Here is a 15,365-nt window from a genome sequence, read left to right on the forward strand (position 1 = left end):
TTTTGTTATTCAAGCTGATCCCGTACTCTTTTCTTCCTCATTTTCTTTCTTCACGAGTGACATACCGCTTGCTTGGTATTTAAGGATTTTTTGAATGACCGTGCCGAGATGTGCTCCCGCTTCGACCGGTGGAATGCCGCCTTTATGAATGTTAGAGATAACCATCCGCTCTGCTTCAATAGTACCCAAACAAGGTTCGTAGCAAAAATAGGCGCTCAGTGATTCAGCACTGACAAGTCCCGGTCGTTCGCCGATCAACAAGACAATGACCTTTGGTCTAAGAATTTCACCGACATCATCCATCACAGCAACTCTGCCTTTTTCAATATAAAAGGGAGTACCGACATCCAAGTTTGCCCTTAGCAAAGATTGTTTAAAAGATAGATAAACGTCTTCCACATTTTCTTCCACTGCCTTGGAGCTCAAGCCATCTGAAATGATGATTTGAACCATAGGGCCCTTTATGCACTTGGCTTCAATCATTTGCTTTGCTTCGTCCGAAAGCTTTCGGCCATAATCCGGACGACGCAAATAGACTTCCTTATCACTCGCCCTCGTTTTCACTTTGAACAGATCCAACCGTTTCAATAAAACCTCACTAACGTCACCATATACTGCATCAACCGCCGCAGCGTGGTCAAACCTAAACTTCAGCCATGAATCTGTCCTCGGACGTGTCCCTGCTCTGCCTATCCCTATTCGAGCAGGAGTTTTCGTTATCAAGGCTTCCAATTCTTCCTTATTAAATGGTTCGTTTATTCCCATATCATCCACTCCTAACGGTTAAAAATAGTCGGATCACCCGCGCGTTTCGTCAACTTGCCGTTTTCCATGATACCCATCTTCTCTAGCCAAGATTCGAATAAAGGTGCAGGTCGCTTGTTCATCGTTTGCCTCAATGTTGCAATATCGTGGAAACTCAAAGACTGATAGTTCAACATACAGTCATCCCCCATTGGAGTAGCAATGATAAAATTCACACCAGCCGCGGATAAAAGAACACCCAGGTCCTCAATATCATTTTGATCCGCTTTCATATGATTCGTATAGCAAATATCCACTCCCATCGGCAGGCCATGCATTTTCCCCATAAAATGATCCTCTAATCCGGCGCGAATGACCTGCTTACTGTTATAAAGATATTCTGGACCGATGAATCCGACGACCGTATTGACGATGTACGGATCAAAATAGCGTGCAAAGCCATAGTTCCTGGCCTCAAGCGTCACTTGATCAATTCCAAAGTGGGCTTCCGCTGATAATTCTGAACCTTGCCCCGTTTCAAAATAAAGATGTTGTGGACCTGTGCCGGTTCCATAAGACTTTGCTACCTCATTGGCTTCTTCAAGCAATTCAACGCTAATTCCAAAAGAACGATTGGCCGCTTCCGTTCCGGCTATACTTTGAAAAATCATATCAGCGGGTGCTCCCTGCTGTACGGCTTTAATTTGAGTGGTCACATGAGCAAGTACGCAATTTTGGGTTGGGATATTCCATTTTTGAATAACGTCCTGAGTGGCATTTAACAACCTTTTGATACTTTCCACTGAATCATCGACAGGGTTGATTCCAATGAGTGCATCCCCAATTCCATAGGAAAGCCCCTCCTTTAATGAAGCTAGCATCCCTTCCACATTGTCAGTCGGATGGTTAGGCTGAAGACGGGAGGCAAGTGTTCCTTTGTATCCGATCGTACTATTGTTTTTGGTAAGCACTTCGATTTTATTGGCTGCATGGATGAGATCGAGATTCGACATGAGCTTTGTTGCAGCAGCAATCATTTCACTATTTAGTCCTCTACTTATCCTCATTAACTCTTCGCCAGTCGTCTCATCACTTAAAATATATTCCCGCAGCTCGGCAACCGTCCAATTTTTCACAGATTGATAGATGCTACGATTGATGAGTCCATCAATTATTCGGGACACCTCATCCTCATCCGGAGAGAGTAATGGATAGTTTCGAATGTCTGCTAAAGTCACTTCGCTTAGTACCGATTTCGCAGCTATCCGTTCCTGGACCGATTCAGCTGCAATCCCTGCAAGTCTATCCCCTGATTTCTCTTCGTTTGCCTTGGCCAAGACGTCTTTAAGTGAAGTAAATTGATAGGTTTCCCCAAAGTATTGTGTAGATAATTTCATCATATCCTCCTCCATTTCTTAGTTGTGGAAAGTTAGTGTTTTAACAACAACCGGCACAACCCCTGACCGCAATAGCCTTCCTATATCTAAATAATCACCATGCTCCACCTGTGTTTGATCGATACAGATAACCGGCTGTTCCGGCTGATTCGCTAGTAAGGTCTGACCAAGCACCTTTCCATAATCACTATCCATGACGATTATCAGCGGCTGCTGCTGATTCGGTTTTTGCTTCAGTGCCTCAGTAAAAGCCAACGTGAGCAGCTGAATGTCCCGGAATGATAGATATGGTAGGTTCGTTAAATAAAAGGCAAAATTCTGTCCTTCCCGCTGGGGGTCATATATCGTAATCGCGTCCTGAACCGCTTTTGTCATTCCCTCGATACCTTGCTCTAGAACACCCTGAAAATCGATCCGATAGACTGGGATATTTCGTACCGGTAGGTGGGAATCATTCACTTCAATTGTTGCCCCGCTGATCTCGGTTGTATGGGTGCCGGCTCCAAGAACAGTCGCACGAATCGTTTCAACTGGCTTTTCCCACTCCCAATAAGCCAATTCTTTATTTTCTTTTATAGAAGTGGCAAGAGTCATGCCAATATCCTGAAAGCTGGTGCACATCAGTTCTTCATGATACATGCAGTCACTGACTCCACCCGAGAACATTAATCCATCAATGCGACCTGTCCAAGTTGGCACCTTTCCTACTAAAAGCTGTTCGTCTTCTTTCGTATATGAATTGTCCAAAAACCTCGCCAGCACCTTAGCCATCTCATCTGTAATTATTCCCCTATTCTCTTTCGAAGGAGAATACCCCTTTGTTTTCAGCCATTGTTCAATCGAAGGAGCGACTTTCATCTCCGCCCCCTCCCATTCCCATTCCATCAAACGGCCTCCGATGTGTAAGGTGCATGTACCGCAAAGCGTACCCGAACGGTATACGGCAATATTTGCTGTTCCCCCGCCAATGTCAATGTTTGCTATAGTTTTTCTTGTCTCTATTGAATGTTGATAAGCACCGGAACCCTTTGCGGCAATGATTCCCTCTAAATCCGGTCCTGCTGCTGCGACGAGGAATTCCCCTGCCGCTTTAGACAACTGGTGTACCATTTCTTCTGCATTTTGTTTTGTTGCCGTCTCGCCTGTGATGATGACTGCGCCTGTTTGAATCTTTTCCATCGTGATACCTGCATGATGATATTCACTTTCTACTATTCTTTGAACCGCCGGGATATCAATCACTGTATCCGATAAAAGCGGGGTCCTGAAAATCGGGCTTCGATACAGAACTTTCTTATCGGTAATTTCAATTTTCGGGACCTGTCCCCCGCCCGCCACATTCATAAGTGAAAACTCGCTGATAACAAGCTTCGTCGTGCTTGTGCCAATATCAATTCCTGCACTGATGATTCGCTCCAACTGTTTATTTAGCAAAACCTCACCTCAGTTTTAAACCACTTGAATTTTATTGTCCTCTTCTTCTTGGTTTTTTTCTTTATATTCATTCAAACCGATAACACCTAATTCACGATCTTTTTTCTCTAATTCCAAAGCCTTCGGAACTGACAGCCAGTAAGCCAGACCGATTCCGATAACACCAGCAGATAGCTTCCCTACGATGATAGGTAAAATTAAGGAAGGTTGAAAGTTTGCCGTGAAGGATAAGTGATCCCCTAATAAGAAGGCAGCACATACTGAGAAGGAAATGTTAATCACCTTATCCTTTGGGGGCATATCTTTAATAAGTTTGAACATCGCTAATATATTGGCAACCGTGGCTAGAATTCCTGCACTCCCCTCCTTGCTCAATCCAACTTTTCTACCCATTGCTTCAAGGGGCTTGCCAGCATATTTCTGAATCAGATAAATCATTGGAAAAGCACCTGCAAGCATTATTCCGATATATCCTGCCGTCTCCAGGGCACGAAACTGATCCGCCTTATCGGCCATGATTGGATGAAATCCCCAAGCACCAAATACCTTAGAAAACAGCCCGGTGAAAATTTCTACAATCGAGAACACTAATACGAGTTTAATCCCCGCATCCATTATTCTCCCAAACCACATAAACCCTTTAATCATCATATCTGGCAAGAAATAAAGACCTAATGCAAGCAATACAACAAAAATAAGAAGCGGTGAAAGATTCAAGACGATTTTCAAATAGCTCAATGTGAATTCATATGTAGAATCCGCATTAGTAGAAATCACTTCGCGTACCTTTGAATTCGTTGCAACGACTAGTATGCTTGAGATAAAGGCACCTATTGGAATCGTCAAAATTCCAGACATGACGCCAAGTGCCATATATTTATGATCACGTTTCTCTAGCATTGCCAGCCCCATCGGGATCGAAAAGACAATCGTTGCCCCAGACATGAAACCTACAATCATCGCCATGATCCAGCCTTCATATGTCTCCTGTAGTTGAGCTGCTAATTGGTAACCACCCATGTCAGTTGCCAAAATCGCTGTGGCAGCGAGGGCAGGGTCTGCGCCTATCGCGGCAAAAATCGGGCCGCACACTTTATCAATGAACCATGATAAATAAGGAATCGACGCCATAATTCCAGCTGCAGGAATGAATATATGGCCAACGGTATGCAAGCCTTCCATGAACTGCTTACCCAAGCCTTGCTCACTGTCTTTAATCGACGCAAAAGCACCTAGCACAGCACAAGTCATAATGATATAAATAACGAAATTCCCAACCATCTCCATACGTTTTCCCCCTTGAATTATGATTTGGTTTTGCACATTTCAACTAGAAAAAAGAATATAAAAAAAGACGCATCGTATAGCCCAAACTAAGGTTTTTCCGTAGAAGTTTCTACGATACAACCATTTGGTCTATCAAAGCGTCATTGCTTCATCTATTCACTTGTTTTTGATCATTTATAATTATTAGTTCTGCAACTTTTTCAATCGATAGTTGCTTATTCATACTCAACCTTCGTAGCTTGTTATATGCGATTTCTTCGGTTACATTCTTTCTCTTCATGATAATTCCTTTTGCTTTTTCAATGGCTTTACGATTGTGGAGGGTTTCATCCAATTGAGCCATTTGTTCCTGATACTTTTTTGTATTCTCAGCTTGCAGTAAGGCAATCTCTACCGCTGGGATTAGACTAGCTTCGGTAATTGGCTTTACAAGATATCCTACGATATTGGCTCGTTTTGCCTGGTCGATATATTCACGCTGGCTAAATGCCGTTAACAAAAGGACCGGAATCTGAAAAGTATTAGAAATCACTTCACTCGCCTTGAGCCCATTCAGTTTAGGCATTTTTATATCCATTAAAACGAGATCGGGTTGCAAAGTATGTGCCAGCTCAATCGCCTTTTCACCATCACGTGCCTGTCCAACCACATCGAAACCCGCATCCTTGAGCATATAAGTAATATCAAGCAGAACAATCGATTCATCTTCCACGACCAAAATCCTCTTGCCCATGTCTCACCTACCTATTGTATGGAAATCTTATGGAAGCCAACGTACCTTCCATGATTCGACAAACCGAAAATTCTCCACCCAAATCATTCTCGACCGTCATGCGGATAATATCTAATCCTAATGAAGGCTTAGCTGCCGGAGAATACCCAATGCCATTATCCAAAACTTGAATCTCTAATTCAGAACCATCCTTTTGTAAAGACACGGTAATCTTTCCAACCGTTCTTCCACTGAAAGCATGCCTCACACAATTATAAATGAGTTCATTCGCCACCAACGCAACTGATACAGCTATATCGGAGTCAATGGAATGAAGCTCACCAATATATTCAATACTTAGGTTTTTACTTTCTTGATTCTCACTATACACAATCATATCACCGATTTTTTTAATGAGCTCCAGTAAATCTACATGATCAACATGGCTACTAGCCAAAATGATTTCATAAACCGACGATATGCTTAATACTCGGTTTAAACTGACCAATAAATGAGGTTTACTTTCTTCAGGAACCTCCATCCTCATCTGTAGCCGAAGCAAACTGGCAACCGTCTGCAGATTATTTTTCACTCTATGATGAATTTCACGAATCGCAACTGACTTACTAATCAGTTCTCTTTCTTTTTCCCGCAGTTCAGTCATATCCCGGAAGATGATAAATGCTTCCTTAGATTTCTTGCCGCGTATATGAAATTTCTTTACTTGAAAAATTTTCTTCCCAATGTGCAGCTCCTTCATTAATACTTCTTCTGTTGATGCGAGTACATCAGCAAAGCTAGGAAAATAGTCGAAAATGCTGGTACCTAGCACACATTCGGTCAAACAAATATCCGTTACTAGATTAATAGCCGCCGGATTAGTATAGACAATCTGATTATGATTATTAATCAGGAATATAGACTCTTCAATAAATTCAGGTACTAAAGAATTTTGTTCATCCTGTCTTTCGAAAAAATTTGAAGTTTCGGGTTCTTCTTGAATCGCCTTCTCCATAATCAATACGGCAATGACACGATTGCATTCCCCTCTAACCGGAACAACACTTTGTTGGACCATGACTCCCTCTTGAGTCAATGCTCGATTCACAAACATATCCTTTCCGGTACGTAATACATAAAAGACTGCCGGCTCGAAGGCTTCATAGGCGATCTTACCAACAACCGAATAATTATAAACCGACTTTACAGAATGTGCGCTTTGCTCTGCCACAACAATGGCATGCTTTCCTTCTCGTACTGGACAGTCAATAAAGACATTGGCTTGATTCAAATTAGCAATCAATGTTAGATTATTCGACAGATTTTCAAGTATGCATATATCCTTGTCTATTAAGTTAGTATGCATTTCACATAATTCTCGGACTGAAGATGTCTTCTCCATTGGCAAAACTCCAATAAAAGTTTAATCATGGGTATTATTATTAATCATTATAGATACCGCTTTCATTTTTGTCAATATTCCAAATATTCTAATGTTATATATCCTAACATCAGAAATAATATTTTCATAGGAGCATAATACTAAAGCAAATATCATACTAACGTTGCTTTAGTATTAATTTCAAGCAATTAAATAAACCCTCCATTGACTCTGATCGTTTGTCCCGTAACCCACTGTGCTTGTTCACTCACTAAAAACGTGATCACATTAGGAATGTCATCCGTTTCACCTAAACGTCCGAATGCACTCATTTTTTTCATCCCTTCGATTTGTTGCTCGGATTTTCCTATATTAAACAATTCTGTGTTAACGGGACCTGGAGCAATTGCGTTAATAGTGATCTGTTTAGAACCAAACTCTTTAGCCAGTTGTCTTGTAAATTGTTCAACTGCCCCTTTTGTACCTGCATACATACTATACGTAGGGAACATTTGGCCTAATACAGAGGTAGAAATATTAACGATCCTACCATTGAGCTCCATATATTTTAATGCTTGTTGACAAGCAAAGTACGTCCCCTTAACGTTTACGCCAAATTGTTTATCAAAGTCTTCTTCCGTTGCCTCTGCTAGTGGTTTATTAATCATCAGTCCAGCATTGTTCACTAAAATATCAATTCTCCCATACGCTTTGACCGTTTCTTCGAAGAGATTGACAATGTGAGTAACTTGGCTAATATCTGCTTGGATAGCAATTGCTTCTCCATCATTTTTCTTTATGCCTTCCACTACTTCATACGCCTTTTGTGAACTGCCTGAATAGTTGATTACTACTTTTGCACCTAAATCCGCGAGCTGTTCTACTATAGCTCGGCCAATTCCTCTTGATGAACCTGTGACCAACGCAACCTTTCCATCTAAACGATTATTCATTAAGTTCACTTCTTTCTTTTCATATAGTTATTCAATTTCACACCAAAACTTATTAGTCCATATTTTACCACCATTTCCTCGCTACAGTTTCTTTTCGTTCAATAAAAAAAGTTCCTCTGATTATATTTTCAATAAAAGAAAATTTAAAAGTGCTTGTCCCCATCAATGCTCATGAATTACTCCTCTTCTGGTTATAGTAAAGAAGAAAATAACTGAGGAGGTTTTATCCATGAAAAGTTCAGAAGAGTTTGTAGAGAATATTCAAGAACAGCAAAAAAAAGATGCAGCCAATAAGCGTCGTCAAGGTAACGGCAATCCCGCCCAGAAATTACCGAATAAAAAACATTAATACAGCAACATTGTATTAGGTACGCATCTTCATATTCATTCTCCGCTCCTATTTAGGGCGGGGAATGTTTCATGAGGCATTCTCTTTCTTGTTCATCGCTTCGATTTCTTTTGAAAAGGTCTCTTCTATTTCGTTTTTATTTCCATACAGAAAGAGATTATCACCAAGTTGAATTTTATGTTCATTTAACTCTTTCCTAATTTTTGCTTCTCCGCTTTCGATATACAAGATATTGATGTCTACTCCTCGCGATACGATATCAAAAGTAATAACGTCAATGAACTCAGAGTCCTCATTAATATCAATCTGCATAACAACGTCTTCATTTTCTAAAAATAAAACCTCTTCTATTGGGTGTTCCCACAATTCATAATGATTGTGCATTTCACTTTGCATTTTATTCGATAATCTATTATTTATGAATGGTGTTTTAACGGTAATAGTCAAGATCGTCAATATCCCAATAATAATGCTTAACTCCATTAAGCGTAAATCATCTGTAAGCAGTGTACTAATTGATGAAATAATAACAGCAAGAGAAAAGGCTCCAAATAAAATTAAAAACATGCTTATTTTTCTTCGAACAGGATGATCAATAATAGACTTTGATTCGTCAGTAGTGAATCCAGTACCTGTTAGCATGGAGATAACTTGAAATCTAGCTACAGTGTTCTTTAACCCAGTCAGTTTTAATAAGGTAACCGATATTTCAATAACAAGACCAATGATTAAAAAATAAAGCACCATAAACACTACATTCATCATTATGATTATTACCTCCATCCATCTTTCGTCATTTATGGTTTACCCTAATTATTCTAAAAAGAATCCTCATCATTTATTCTAATAGTTTACATCTGATTTAGAGTATTGGATTCATGCGAATAACTAGCGTGAAATACAAAAAAACACAGTAGAATTCATTGCTGAATCCTACTGTGTTTTACGTACCTCTTATGATCCTGTTAATCAAATTGGGATGTATTTTTCCGTTCAATATTTATTCAACCTACTTTAATGTTGCTGAATTCCCCCGCCTTGTATCGGAAATTCAACATATTAGCTCTAAAATCCTTGCATCGGGAATCCTCCGGGCTGACCTTGACCTCCGGGCATCGGGAATCCTCCAGGTTGACCTTGAAATCCTTGCATCGGGAATCCTCCCGGCTGGCCTTGAAATCCTTGCATCGGGAATCCTCCCGGCTGGCCTTGAAATCCTTGCATTGGGAATCCTCCCGGCTGGCCTTGAAATCCTTGCATCGGGAATCCTCCAGGTTGACCTTGAAATCCTTGCATCGGGAATCCTCCAGGTTGACCTTGAAATCCTTGCATCGGGAATCCTCCAGGTTGACCTTGAAATCCTTGCATCGGGAATCCTCCAGGTTGGCCTTGAAATCCTTGCATCGGGAATCCTCCAGGTTGGCCTTGAAATCCTTGCATCGGGAATCCTCCAGGTTGACCTTGAAATCCTTGCATCGGGAATCCTCCAGGTTGGCCTTGACCTCCGGGCATTGGAGATCCTCCCGGCTGGCCTTGACCTCCGGGCATTGCAAATCCTCCCGGCTGGCCTTGACCTCCGGGCATTGCAAATCCTCCCGGCTGGCCTTGACCTCCGGGCATTGCAAATCCTCCCGGCTGGCCTTGACCTCCGGGCATTGCAAATCCTCCCGGCTGGCCTTGACCTCCGGGCATTGGAAATCCTCCAGGTTGACCTTGACCTCCGGGCATTGGAAATCCTCCCGGCTGGCCTTGACCTCCGGGCATTGGAAATCCTCCAGGTTGACCTTGACCTCCGGGCATTGCAAATCCTCCGGGTCGATCAAATTCACCAAACCCTTCCGTCATAGGGGCCCCATCAAAACTTCCATATTCACCATAGTTTTGCATTGTATCTTCCATTTTTCTTTCACTCCCCATCTAGGTTACAGTCTAGAATATGAATGTTGAGCGAAAGAGTGCAGGTACATGGCTTTCTCAAATGGTCTTCAGTAACAGCTTCTTTAATAGCGGGGTAAAATGCTCTGGCAATTCAGCTACACTCGGAATCATCAGCCGTTCTTTGCCGTAGATGTTTTGCATCGTCAGTTCTTCACTTTCATCCACGCTTCCATCCGCTAAAAACATGCCAATGATTTCGATTCCTTTTTTCCGGGCTTCGGATACGGCAAGATGCGTGTCGACGATTCCATTTTGGTCATAATCGGCCGCGGCAGGTTCACCATCGGAAAATACGAGCAAGAAGCGATTCTTTTCTCTCCTTTTTTCCAATTCTTTTGTTGCAACCCTGATACTGTATCCGTCTCGGTTGTCTTCCTCCGGTTCAAGCTGCATGATTTTTGCTCCTGAGTTTTGATAAAACGAATCAGAATGGGATTGGATCACGTGGAAGTAATTTGGCTGATAGCCTTCTTTCACCTCATTTGCATCCTCCCAAAAACCGACAATCGAGTGAGGAATTCTTAATTTTTTTAGCACTTCATGAAACAGGACGATCCCTCGTTTCGTTTCATCCATCTTGTTATGCATAGAGGCCGAGCAATCGATCAATAGCGTGAACACGGCATCTATTTCATTGGAATCCCTATTCTTTTTGTAAAAGACCCTTGGATTTTCGTCGAGTACAAGCGGCAGTAATTTCTTTGATAAGCGGCCATAGACCAAGTCTTTTCTTGGTGCATTCTTTTTATTTTCGAGTGTTTTCTCAATCGTACTTGAGAGTTTTCTCTTGAACGGTTCAATATCTGCAACAAACTCGCGATAGCGTTTTTCCTCAATAGGCGAAGGCATTTTTGCTTCTTTAATTATCTGAACGACGTCTTTATTTTCTTCGCCAAATGGATGTTCACCACTTTTTCCGATATTCATTTGCTTCTTTTCGAGCGTTTCCTGTTGCTTGTATTCCTTTTGTTCACTTTCTCCTGACGAGCCTTGAATCGTGGCCAGCGCCTGGTCAGCATCTTCCGCTTCCCGAGCTCCTCCGCCCATCAAGCTTGTTTTCGTTCCCTGCTCCAATTCAAACTGAAGGAAGGTCGAATTGTTCTCGCCATTTTTATTCTCGCGATGCCATGTCGAGAATTTTTCATCAATAAACTCACTATTCTCTTCACTTACATCTTCTGCGTCATCGTTCACCAGTTCATCATTTCTTGTTAGTTCATCAAATAACGTATTCGCCGTATACTTCTCCACATTAGCAACAGGAAATATGAAATATTCATTCATCGTATCCTGATACTCTTCGTTCAACCTAAAAACGATTTGTTCACAAATTCTAGTGATATCACTCGTTTTTGTTGCTTCAAAGACCGAATGAATAAGTGGTTTAATTTTTTCCAGTTCCTCTAGTTGGCGTTCATTAGCTCTCGGAAAAACAGGATCGGGCCTATCTGAATGAATCAGTAAATAAACGAGGCAATACAGTTCGTCTAGCGCAAAGCTTCTTGTGACATTTGTCGCTAATTGGCTTTCGAAATATTGTTTAAGGTACGTTCCCCGTACAGAGAACCACTTTTTCGTGCCAGGACGTTCTTTTTTCACCAATTCCTCCAAACGCAGATCTTCGAATATGGTGAACAACTGAGCAGCAAACTTTGGAAGAGAGCATTCTTCTATGATGTCCTGGTACTCTTTCATGCTTCGGATTGTAGAATGATGCAGCGTCCCAATTGTTCTAAGCAGCACATCTGTTTTCAATCCCGCTTCCTTTACCTCCTGATTCCCATTTTCCCAAAAATGGCTGGCTGTGACCTTAGTCTGAATCAGATCAATAAAGGAACCATAATTATATTCAAATTCCAGGTCAGGAATACCTGATAAGACAGTCGATAGATCCTGTAGCTGTAAAAAAAGGGCCGTATCAATTATTGAATCATTGAATCGAATATACTTCATGCGGCATTCTCCTAGTTAGAATAATGTATCTGCCAAATTCTTCACAAACTCCCGCTCTCGTTCCTCGTCCAACTTATCCACGATGGAGCGAAGAATCGCACGTTTCGGGGGAATCAATACACTGAGGTCACAGGCATCAAGCAAAGCCCGAATTGATGCTGCATCTTCAGCCACTTTTCCTTGATTAACGGCGTTTATCAAGTCACCTGAGAGCTTAACGAACAATTCGATACTTCTTGAATCCTTCAACTGTGTATTCGATTGAATCAATTGCTTTAACTGCTCTCCTTCGATATAAGGAACCTCGATCACGACAAACCGGTTTTTCAGCGCCTCATTCAGCGGTACTGTACCGACATAGCCTTCGTTTATTGCAGCAATTACGTTAAAACCATCTTTCGCAGTGATGACTTCGTTCGTGAACGGGTTCGTTATCGTTCTCCTGTAATCGAGCACCCCATTGATTAACGGCAGTGTTTCCGGCTTCGCCATATTGATTTCATCTATGTATAAGAAATGTCCATGATTCATCGAATTGATAACAGGACCTGGAACGAATTCAATCACCTGTTTTTCCTCTTTGTAAGCAAGCGTCTTGAAGCCCAATAAGCTTTCAGCATCCAAATCGACTGAGCAGTTGACACTGAACATCGGTTGGTTGAATAAATTCGATAACGTCTCGGCAAATTTCGTCTTCCCTGCCCCTGTCGGTCCTTTCAAGAGGATGTTCTTCCCCATACTTAAGGCTGTAATGGCATCCACCATCAACTCCATCTCAGGAGGCAGATATCCACCTTTCCTTATCAGTTCCTCAAATTGAGAAGAATTTTTTTTATTTGTATGTAAAATATTAGCTATTTCTTTTGGTAAACGATTAATCATTGTCTCCATACACCCCTTTTTCATCATTTTAATGCTCTTTACCGGTAAAAACAAACACTAAGAAAAAGAGCCGTCATAAAGACAGCTCTAAGAGTAATCATTTACATTCAACGTTCTGATGCCTATTTTCTATAACTAGGCTTAATACACTTCTTCGGGACTCCTTTTCATTAGGCTTATCGTAAAGCCTAATACACCACCAAAGATGGCTGGAAGCACCCATCCTATTCCTACACTATATAATGGAAGGAAATCGGTGAAAAAATCGGAAATAGCATAAATTTTAACACCGGAAGCCATTAATCCATCCAAAATACTGATGATGGCTGTTAATAATAAACTCCCCAAGTATACCTCGGATTTTCCTTTGAAAAAGGAATGCAAGAATGTTAACACAATTAAAACGATGGCCAATGGATAAATCGCGGTTAACACAGGCACTGTAATCGAAATTAGTTTAGTCAGACCTACATTGGCAACAGCTGCGCTAAAAACTGAAAAAATAACAACAAATGACTTATACGATACAGCAGGAATTACTTTATTGAAATAGGAAGAACAAGCTGTTATCAAGCCTATACTAGTAGTTAAACAAGCTGCGATTACTATTAACCCTAACAGTACTGCACCTGCAGGACCAAAAAAATAATTCGAAGCTTGCGCTAGAACGTCTCCACCATTCCCTAAATAACCAAGTTTCTCCACACTAGTTGCTCCGACATAAGTTAAAGCAGTATAAACAATTACTAATAGAGAAGCTGCTATAAGGCCAGCTTTCATACAGAAACCTAAAACTTCTCTTCTTGAAGTAATTCCTTTATCTTTGATTGCATTAATGATAATAATACCAAATGCAAATGCAGCAAGCGTATCCATAGTTAAATATCCTTCTTTGAAGCCTTTGAAGAAAGAATTATCTGAATAATCTGCAATAGGAGATTGGATTTCCCCCATTGGATTTGCAATTGCCACTACAATTAGTATCCCGATAAAAATCAATAATAGTGGAGTTAGAATTTTCCCGACAATATCCAACATTTTCGATGGGTTAATAGATAATAAACAGGCAAGTCCAAAGTATATGACCGTAAATACTAGCAAAGGTAAAAAGCCGACTCCATCTGGAAGAAAAGGTTTAATCCCTATTTCATAAGACACACTTCCCGTTCTTGGAAGAGCGAATAACGGCCCGAGCGATAAATATAGAACGGCTGTGAAAATAAAACCGAACATCGGGTGCGCTCTGCTTGCAAGCGACTGCACATCACTTTTACCTGAAAAACCAAATGCCAATATTGTGACAAATGGCAATCCAACACCTGTTATGATAAATCCTAAACTAGCAGACCATAAATTTGTCCCGGCCGATTGACCGAGCATAGCAGGGAATATTAAGTTTCCTGCACCAAAAAATAAAGCAAAAAGCATTAATCCTGTAACAATTACAAAAGAAAGTGGTGCTTTCTTTGACATTTTGAAGCCTCCAATATTTTGATTCTCTTAACGAAAGAAAAGAGATGTTGTCCATCTAATTTCGATTTAAAAGTGAAATAAACTACTGAATTGACTTATTCCGTAGTCATGTATCCACCTGAAACTTAAACACAACACCCCTTACTATAAAATGCACTGGAACGTTTGTCAAAAGTTATTACATTTATTATTCAGAAAAATCTTTCTTTTCCTGTTACCTTTATTAAAATGAGAGATAACAAAACAAATTAGAAAGAAGGTTGAAGTATTGAAGACAGAAAAAGAAAAAATGGTGAACGGAGAACTATATATTGCGGCGGACCCAGAATTAGTAAAAGATAGAGAGAATGCACGAAGATTAACCCGACTATACAATCAGACAACGGAAACCGATGAGTGTAAAAGAATTGAACTTCTGAGGGAGCTTTTTGGTTTCAGTGGGAAAAAGATATACATTGAGCCCACTTTTCGTTGTGACTATGGGTATAACATTACTGTAGGGGAAAACTTTTATGCGAATTTTAATTGTGTCATCCTGGATACTTGCGAAGTCCGTATAGGAAGGGATTGTATGTTGGCTCCTGGGGTACATATCTATACAGCCACACATCCACTAGACCCATTCGAACGCAGTTCAGGTGTAGAATACGGAAAGCCCGTAACGATTGGAGACAATGTTTGGATTGGCGGCAGAGCCATCATCAATCCCGGAATTACAATAGGGAACACTGCTGTTGTTGCTTCGGGAGCTGTTGTAACAAAAGATGTCCCAGATTGTGCGGTTGTAGGTGGAAACCCTGCTAAGATCATCAAATATATAGAAGGAATAAAATAGCAGAGCACATTCACTTCTGAATGGCTC

13 protein-coding genes and 1 pseudogene are annotated in these 15,365 nt (G+C 40.9%); 2 read left to right on the top strand and 12 right to left on the bottom strand.

Annotation, left to right across the window (positions count from 1 at the left end):
- Positions 1–9 precede the first annotated feature (9 nt).
- From eutC to RE409_RS24050, 7 genes and pseudogenes are all read right to left on the bottom strand, one after another.
- A pseudogene (eutC, locus tag RE409_RS24020) lies at positions 10–762 on the bottom strand (ethanolamine ammonia-lyase subunit EutC); the annotation flags it as partial.
- 14 nt (positions 763–776) lie between these two features.
- On the bottom strand, positions 777–2,141 hold the full coding sequence (locus RE409_RS24025) for an ethanolamine ammonia-lyase subunit EutB (RefSeq protein ID WP_309558202.1): 1,365 nt from the start codon (positions 2,139–2,141) through the stop codon (positions 777–779).
- 18 nt (positions 2,142–2,159) lie between these two features.
- The gene (locus RE409_RS24030; protein WP_201222875.1) at positions 2,160–3,575 is read right to left on the bottom strand and encodes an ethanolamine ammonia-lyase reactivating factor EutA; all 1,416 of its coding nucleotides are present in this window, start codon (positions 3,573–3,575) and stop codon (positions 2,160–2,162) included.
- Between the two features lie 15 nt (positions 3,576–3,590).
- Positions 3,591–4,862, bottom strand: coding sequence for an ethanolamine utilization protein EutH (eutH, locus tag RE409_RS24035; RefSeq protein ID WP_201186938.1), 1,272 nt, complete (start codon positions 4,860–4,862; stop codon positions 3,591–3,593).
- A gap of 148 nt (positions 4,863–5,010) precedes the next feature.
- Positions 5,011–5,595: an ANTAR domain-containing response regulator gene (locus RE409_RS24040; protein ID WP_201222874.1), complete on the bottom strand. Its 585-nt coding sequence runs from the start codon at positions 5,593–5,595 to the stop codon at positions 5,011–5,013.
- Positions 5,596–5,602: 7 nt separating this feature from the next.
- The gene (locus tag RE409_RS24045; RefSeq protein ID WP_309558203.1) at positions 5,603–6,976 is read right to left on the bottom strand and encodes a sensor histidine kinase; all 1,374 of its coding nucleotides are present in this window, start codon (positions 6,974–6,976) and stop codon (positions 5,603–5,605) included.
- 188 nt (positions 6,977–7,164) lie between these two features.
- Positions 7,165–7,908, bottom strand: a complete 744-nt coding sequence (locus RE409_RS24050) for an SDR family oxidoreductase (protein ID WP_309558204.1) — start codon at positions 7,906–7,908, stop codon at positions 7,165–7,167.
- A 229-nt stretch (positions 7,909–8,137) separates the two neighbouring features.
- Between RE409_RS24050 and RE409_RS24055 the strand changes: the two genes are divergently transcribed.
- On the top strand, positions 8,138–8,257 hold the full coding sequence (locus tag RE409_RS24055) for a DUF4023 domain-containing protein (RefSeq protein WP_053347866.1): 120 nt from the start codon (positions 8,138–8,140) through the stop codon (positions 8,255–8,257).
- 69 nt (positions 8,258–8,326) lie between these two features.
- Here RE409_RS24055 and RE409_RS24060 read toward each other — a convergent pair whose 3' ends face one another.
- From RE409_RS24060 to brnQ, 5 genes are all read right to left on the bottom strand, one after another.
- A complete protein-coding gene (locus tag RE409_RS24060; RefSeq protein WP_242486069.1) occupies positions 8,327–9,022 on the bottom strand; it encodes a hypothetical protein in 696 nt (231 codons plus the stop codon).
- 300 nt (positions 9,023–9,322) lie between these two features.
- Positions 9,323–10,156 (bottom strand): hypothetical protein, encoded by an 834-nt coding sequence (locus RE409_RS24065; protein WP_309558205.1) that lies wholly within the window; start codon positions 10,154–10,156, stop codon positions 9,323–9,325.
- A 75-nt stretch (positions 10,157–10,231) separates the two neighbouring features.
- Positions 10,232–12,148: a vWA domain-containing protein gene (locus RE409_RS24070; protein ID WP_309558206.1), complete on the bottom strand. Its 1,917-nt coding sequence runs from the start codon at positions 12,146–12,148 to the stop codon at positions 10,232–10,234.
- A 15-nt stretch (positions 12,149–12,163) separates the two neighbouring features.
- Positions 12,164–13,030 (bottom strand): ATP-binding protein, encoded by an 867-nt coding sequence (locus tag RE409_RS24075; RefSeq protein WP_082527419.1) that lies wholly within the window; start codon positions 13,028–13,030, stop codon positions 12,164–12,166.
- A gap of 141 nt (positions 13,031–13,171) precedes the next feature.
- Positions 13,172–14,503, bottom strand: coding sequence for a branched-chain amino acid transport system II carrier protein (gene brnQ / locus RE409_RS24080; protein WP_201186947.1), 1,332 nt, complete (start codon positions 14,501–14,503; stop codon positions 13,172–13,174).
- Positions 14,504–14,771: 268 nt separating this feature from the next.
- On the opposite strand from brnQ, the gene RE409_RS24085 reads away from it, so the two are divergent.
- Positions 14,772–15,338 carry a maltose acetyltransferase domain-containing protein gene (locus RE409_RS24085; RefSeq protein ID WP_201186948.1) on the top strand — a complete coding sequence of 189 codons (567 nt, stop codon included), beginning with the start codon at positions 14,772–14,774 and terminating at the stop codon, positions 15,336–15,338.
- The last annotated feature ends 27 nt before the right edge of the window (positions 15,339–15,365 follow it).

It is taken from the genome of Peribacillus sp. R9-11, assembly GCF_031345095.1.
Lineage (GTDB): Bacteria > Bacillota > Bacilli > Bacillales > DSM-1321 > Peribacillus > Peribacillus butanolivorans.

Excerpts from the sequence above, each read along its gene's own strand:
- RE409_RS24065 (WP_309558205.1), bottom strand. The coding sequence starts at position 10,156 with ATGGAAGATACAATGCAAAACTATGGTGAATATGGAAGTTTTGATGGG.
- eutH (WP_201186938.1), bottom strand. The coding sequence starts at position 4,862 with ATGGAGATGGTTGGGAATTTCGTTATTTATATCATTATGACTTGTGCT.
- RE409_RS24075 (WP_082527419.1), bottom strand. The coding sequence starts at position 13,030 with ATGATTAATCGTTTACCAAAAGAAATAGCTAATATTTTACATACAAAT.
- RE409_RS24040 (WP_201222874.1), bottom strand. The coding sequence starts at position 5,595 with ATGGGCAAGAGGATTTTGGTCGTGGAAGATGAATCGATTGTTCTGCTT.
- RE409_RS24045 (WP_309558203.1), bottom strand. The coding sequence starts at position 6,976 with ATGGAGAAGACATCTTCAGTCCGAGAATTATGTGAAATGCATACTAAC.
- RE409_RS24055 (WP_053347866.1), top strand. The coding sequence starts at position 8,138 with ATGAAAAGTTCAGAAGAGTTTGTAGAGAATATTCAAGAACAGCAAAAA.
- RE409_RS24070 (WP_309558206.1), bottom strand. The coding sequence starts at position 12,148 with ATGAAGTATATTCGATTCAATGATTCAATAATTGATACGGCCCTTTTT.
- RE409_RS24025 (WP_309558202.1), bottom strand. The coding sequence starts at position 2,141 with ATGAAATTATCTACACAATACTTTGGGGAAACCTATCAATTTACTTCA.
- RE409_RS24050 (WP_309558204.1), bottom strand. The coding sequence starts at position 7,908 with ATGAATAATCGTTTAGATGGAAAGGTTGCGTTGGTCACAGGTTCATCA.
- RE409_RS24060 (WP_242486069.1), bottom strand. The coding sequence starts at position 9,022 with ATGATGAATGTAGTGTTTATGGTGCTTTATTTTTTAATCATTGGTCTT.
- brnQ (WP_201186947.1), bottom strand. The coding sequence starts at position 14,503 with ATGTCAAAGAAAGCACCACTTTCTTTTGTAATTGTTACAGGATTAATG.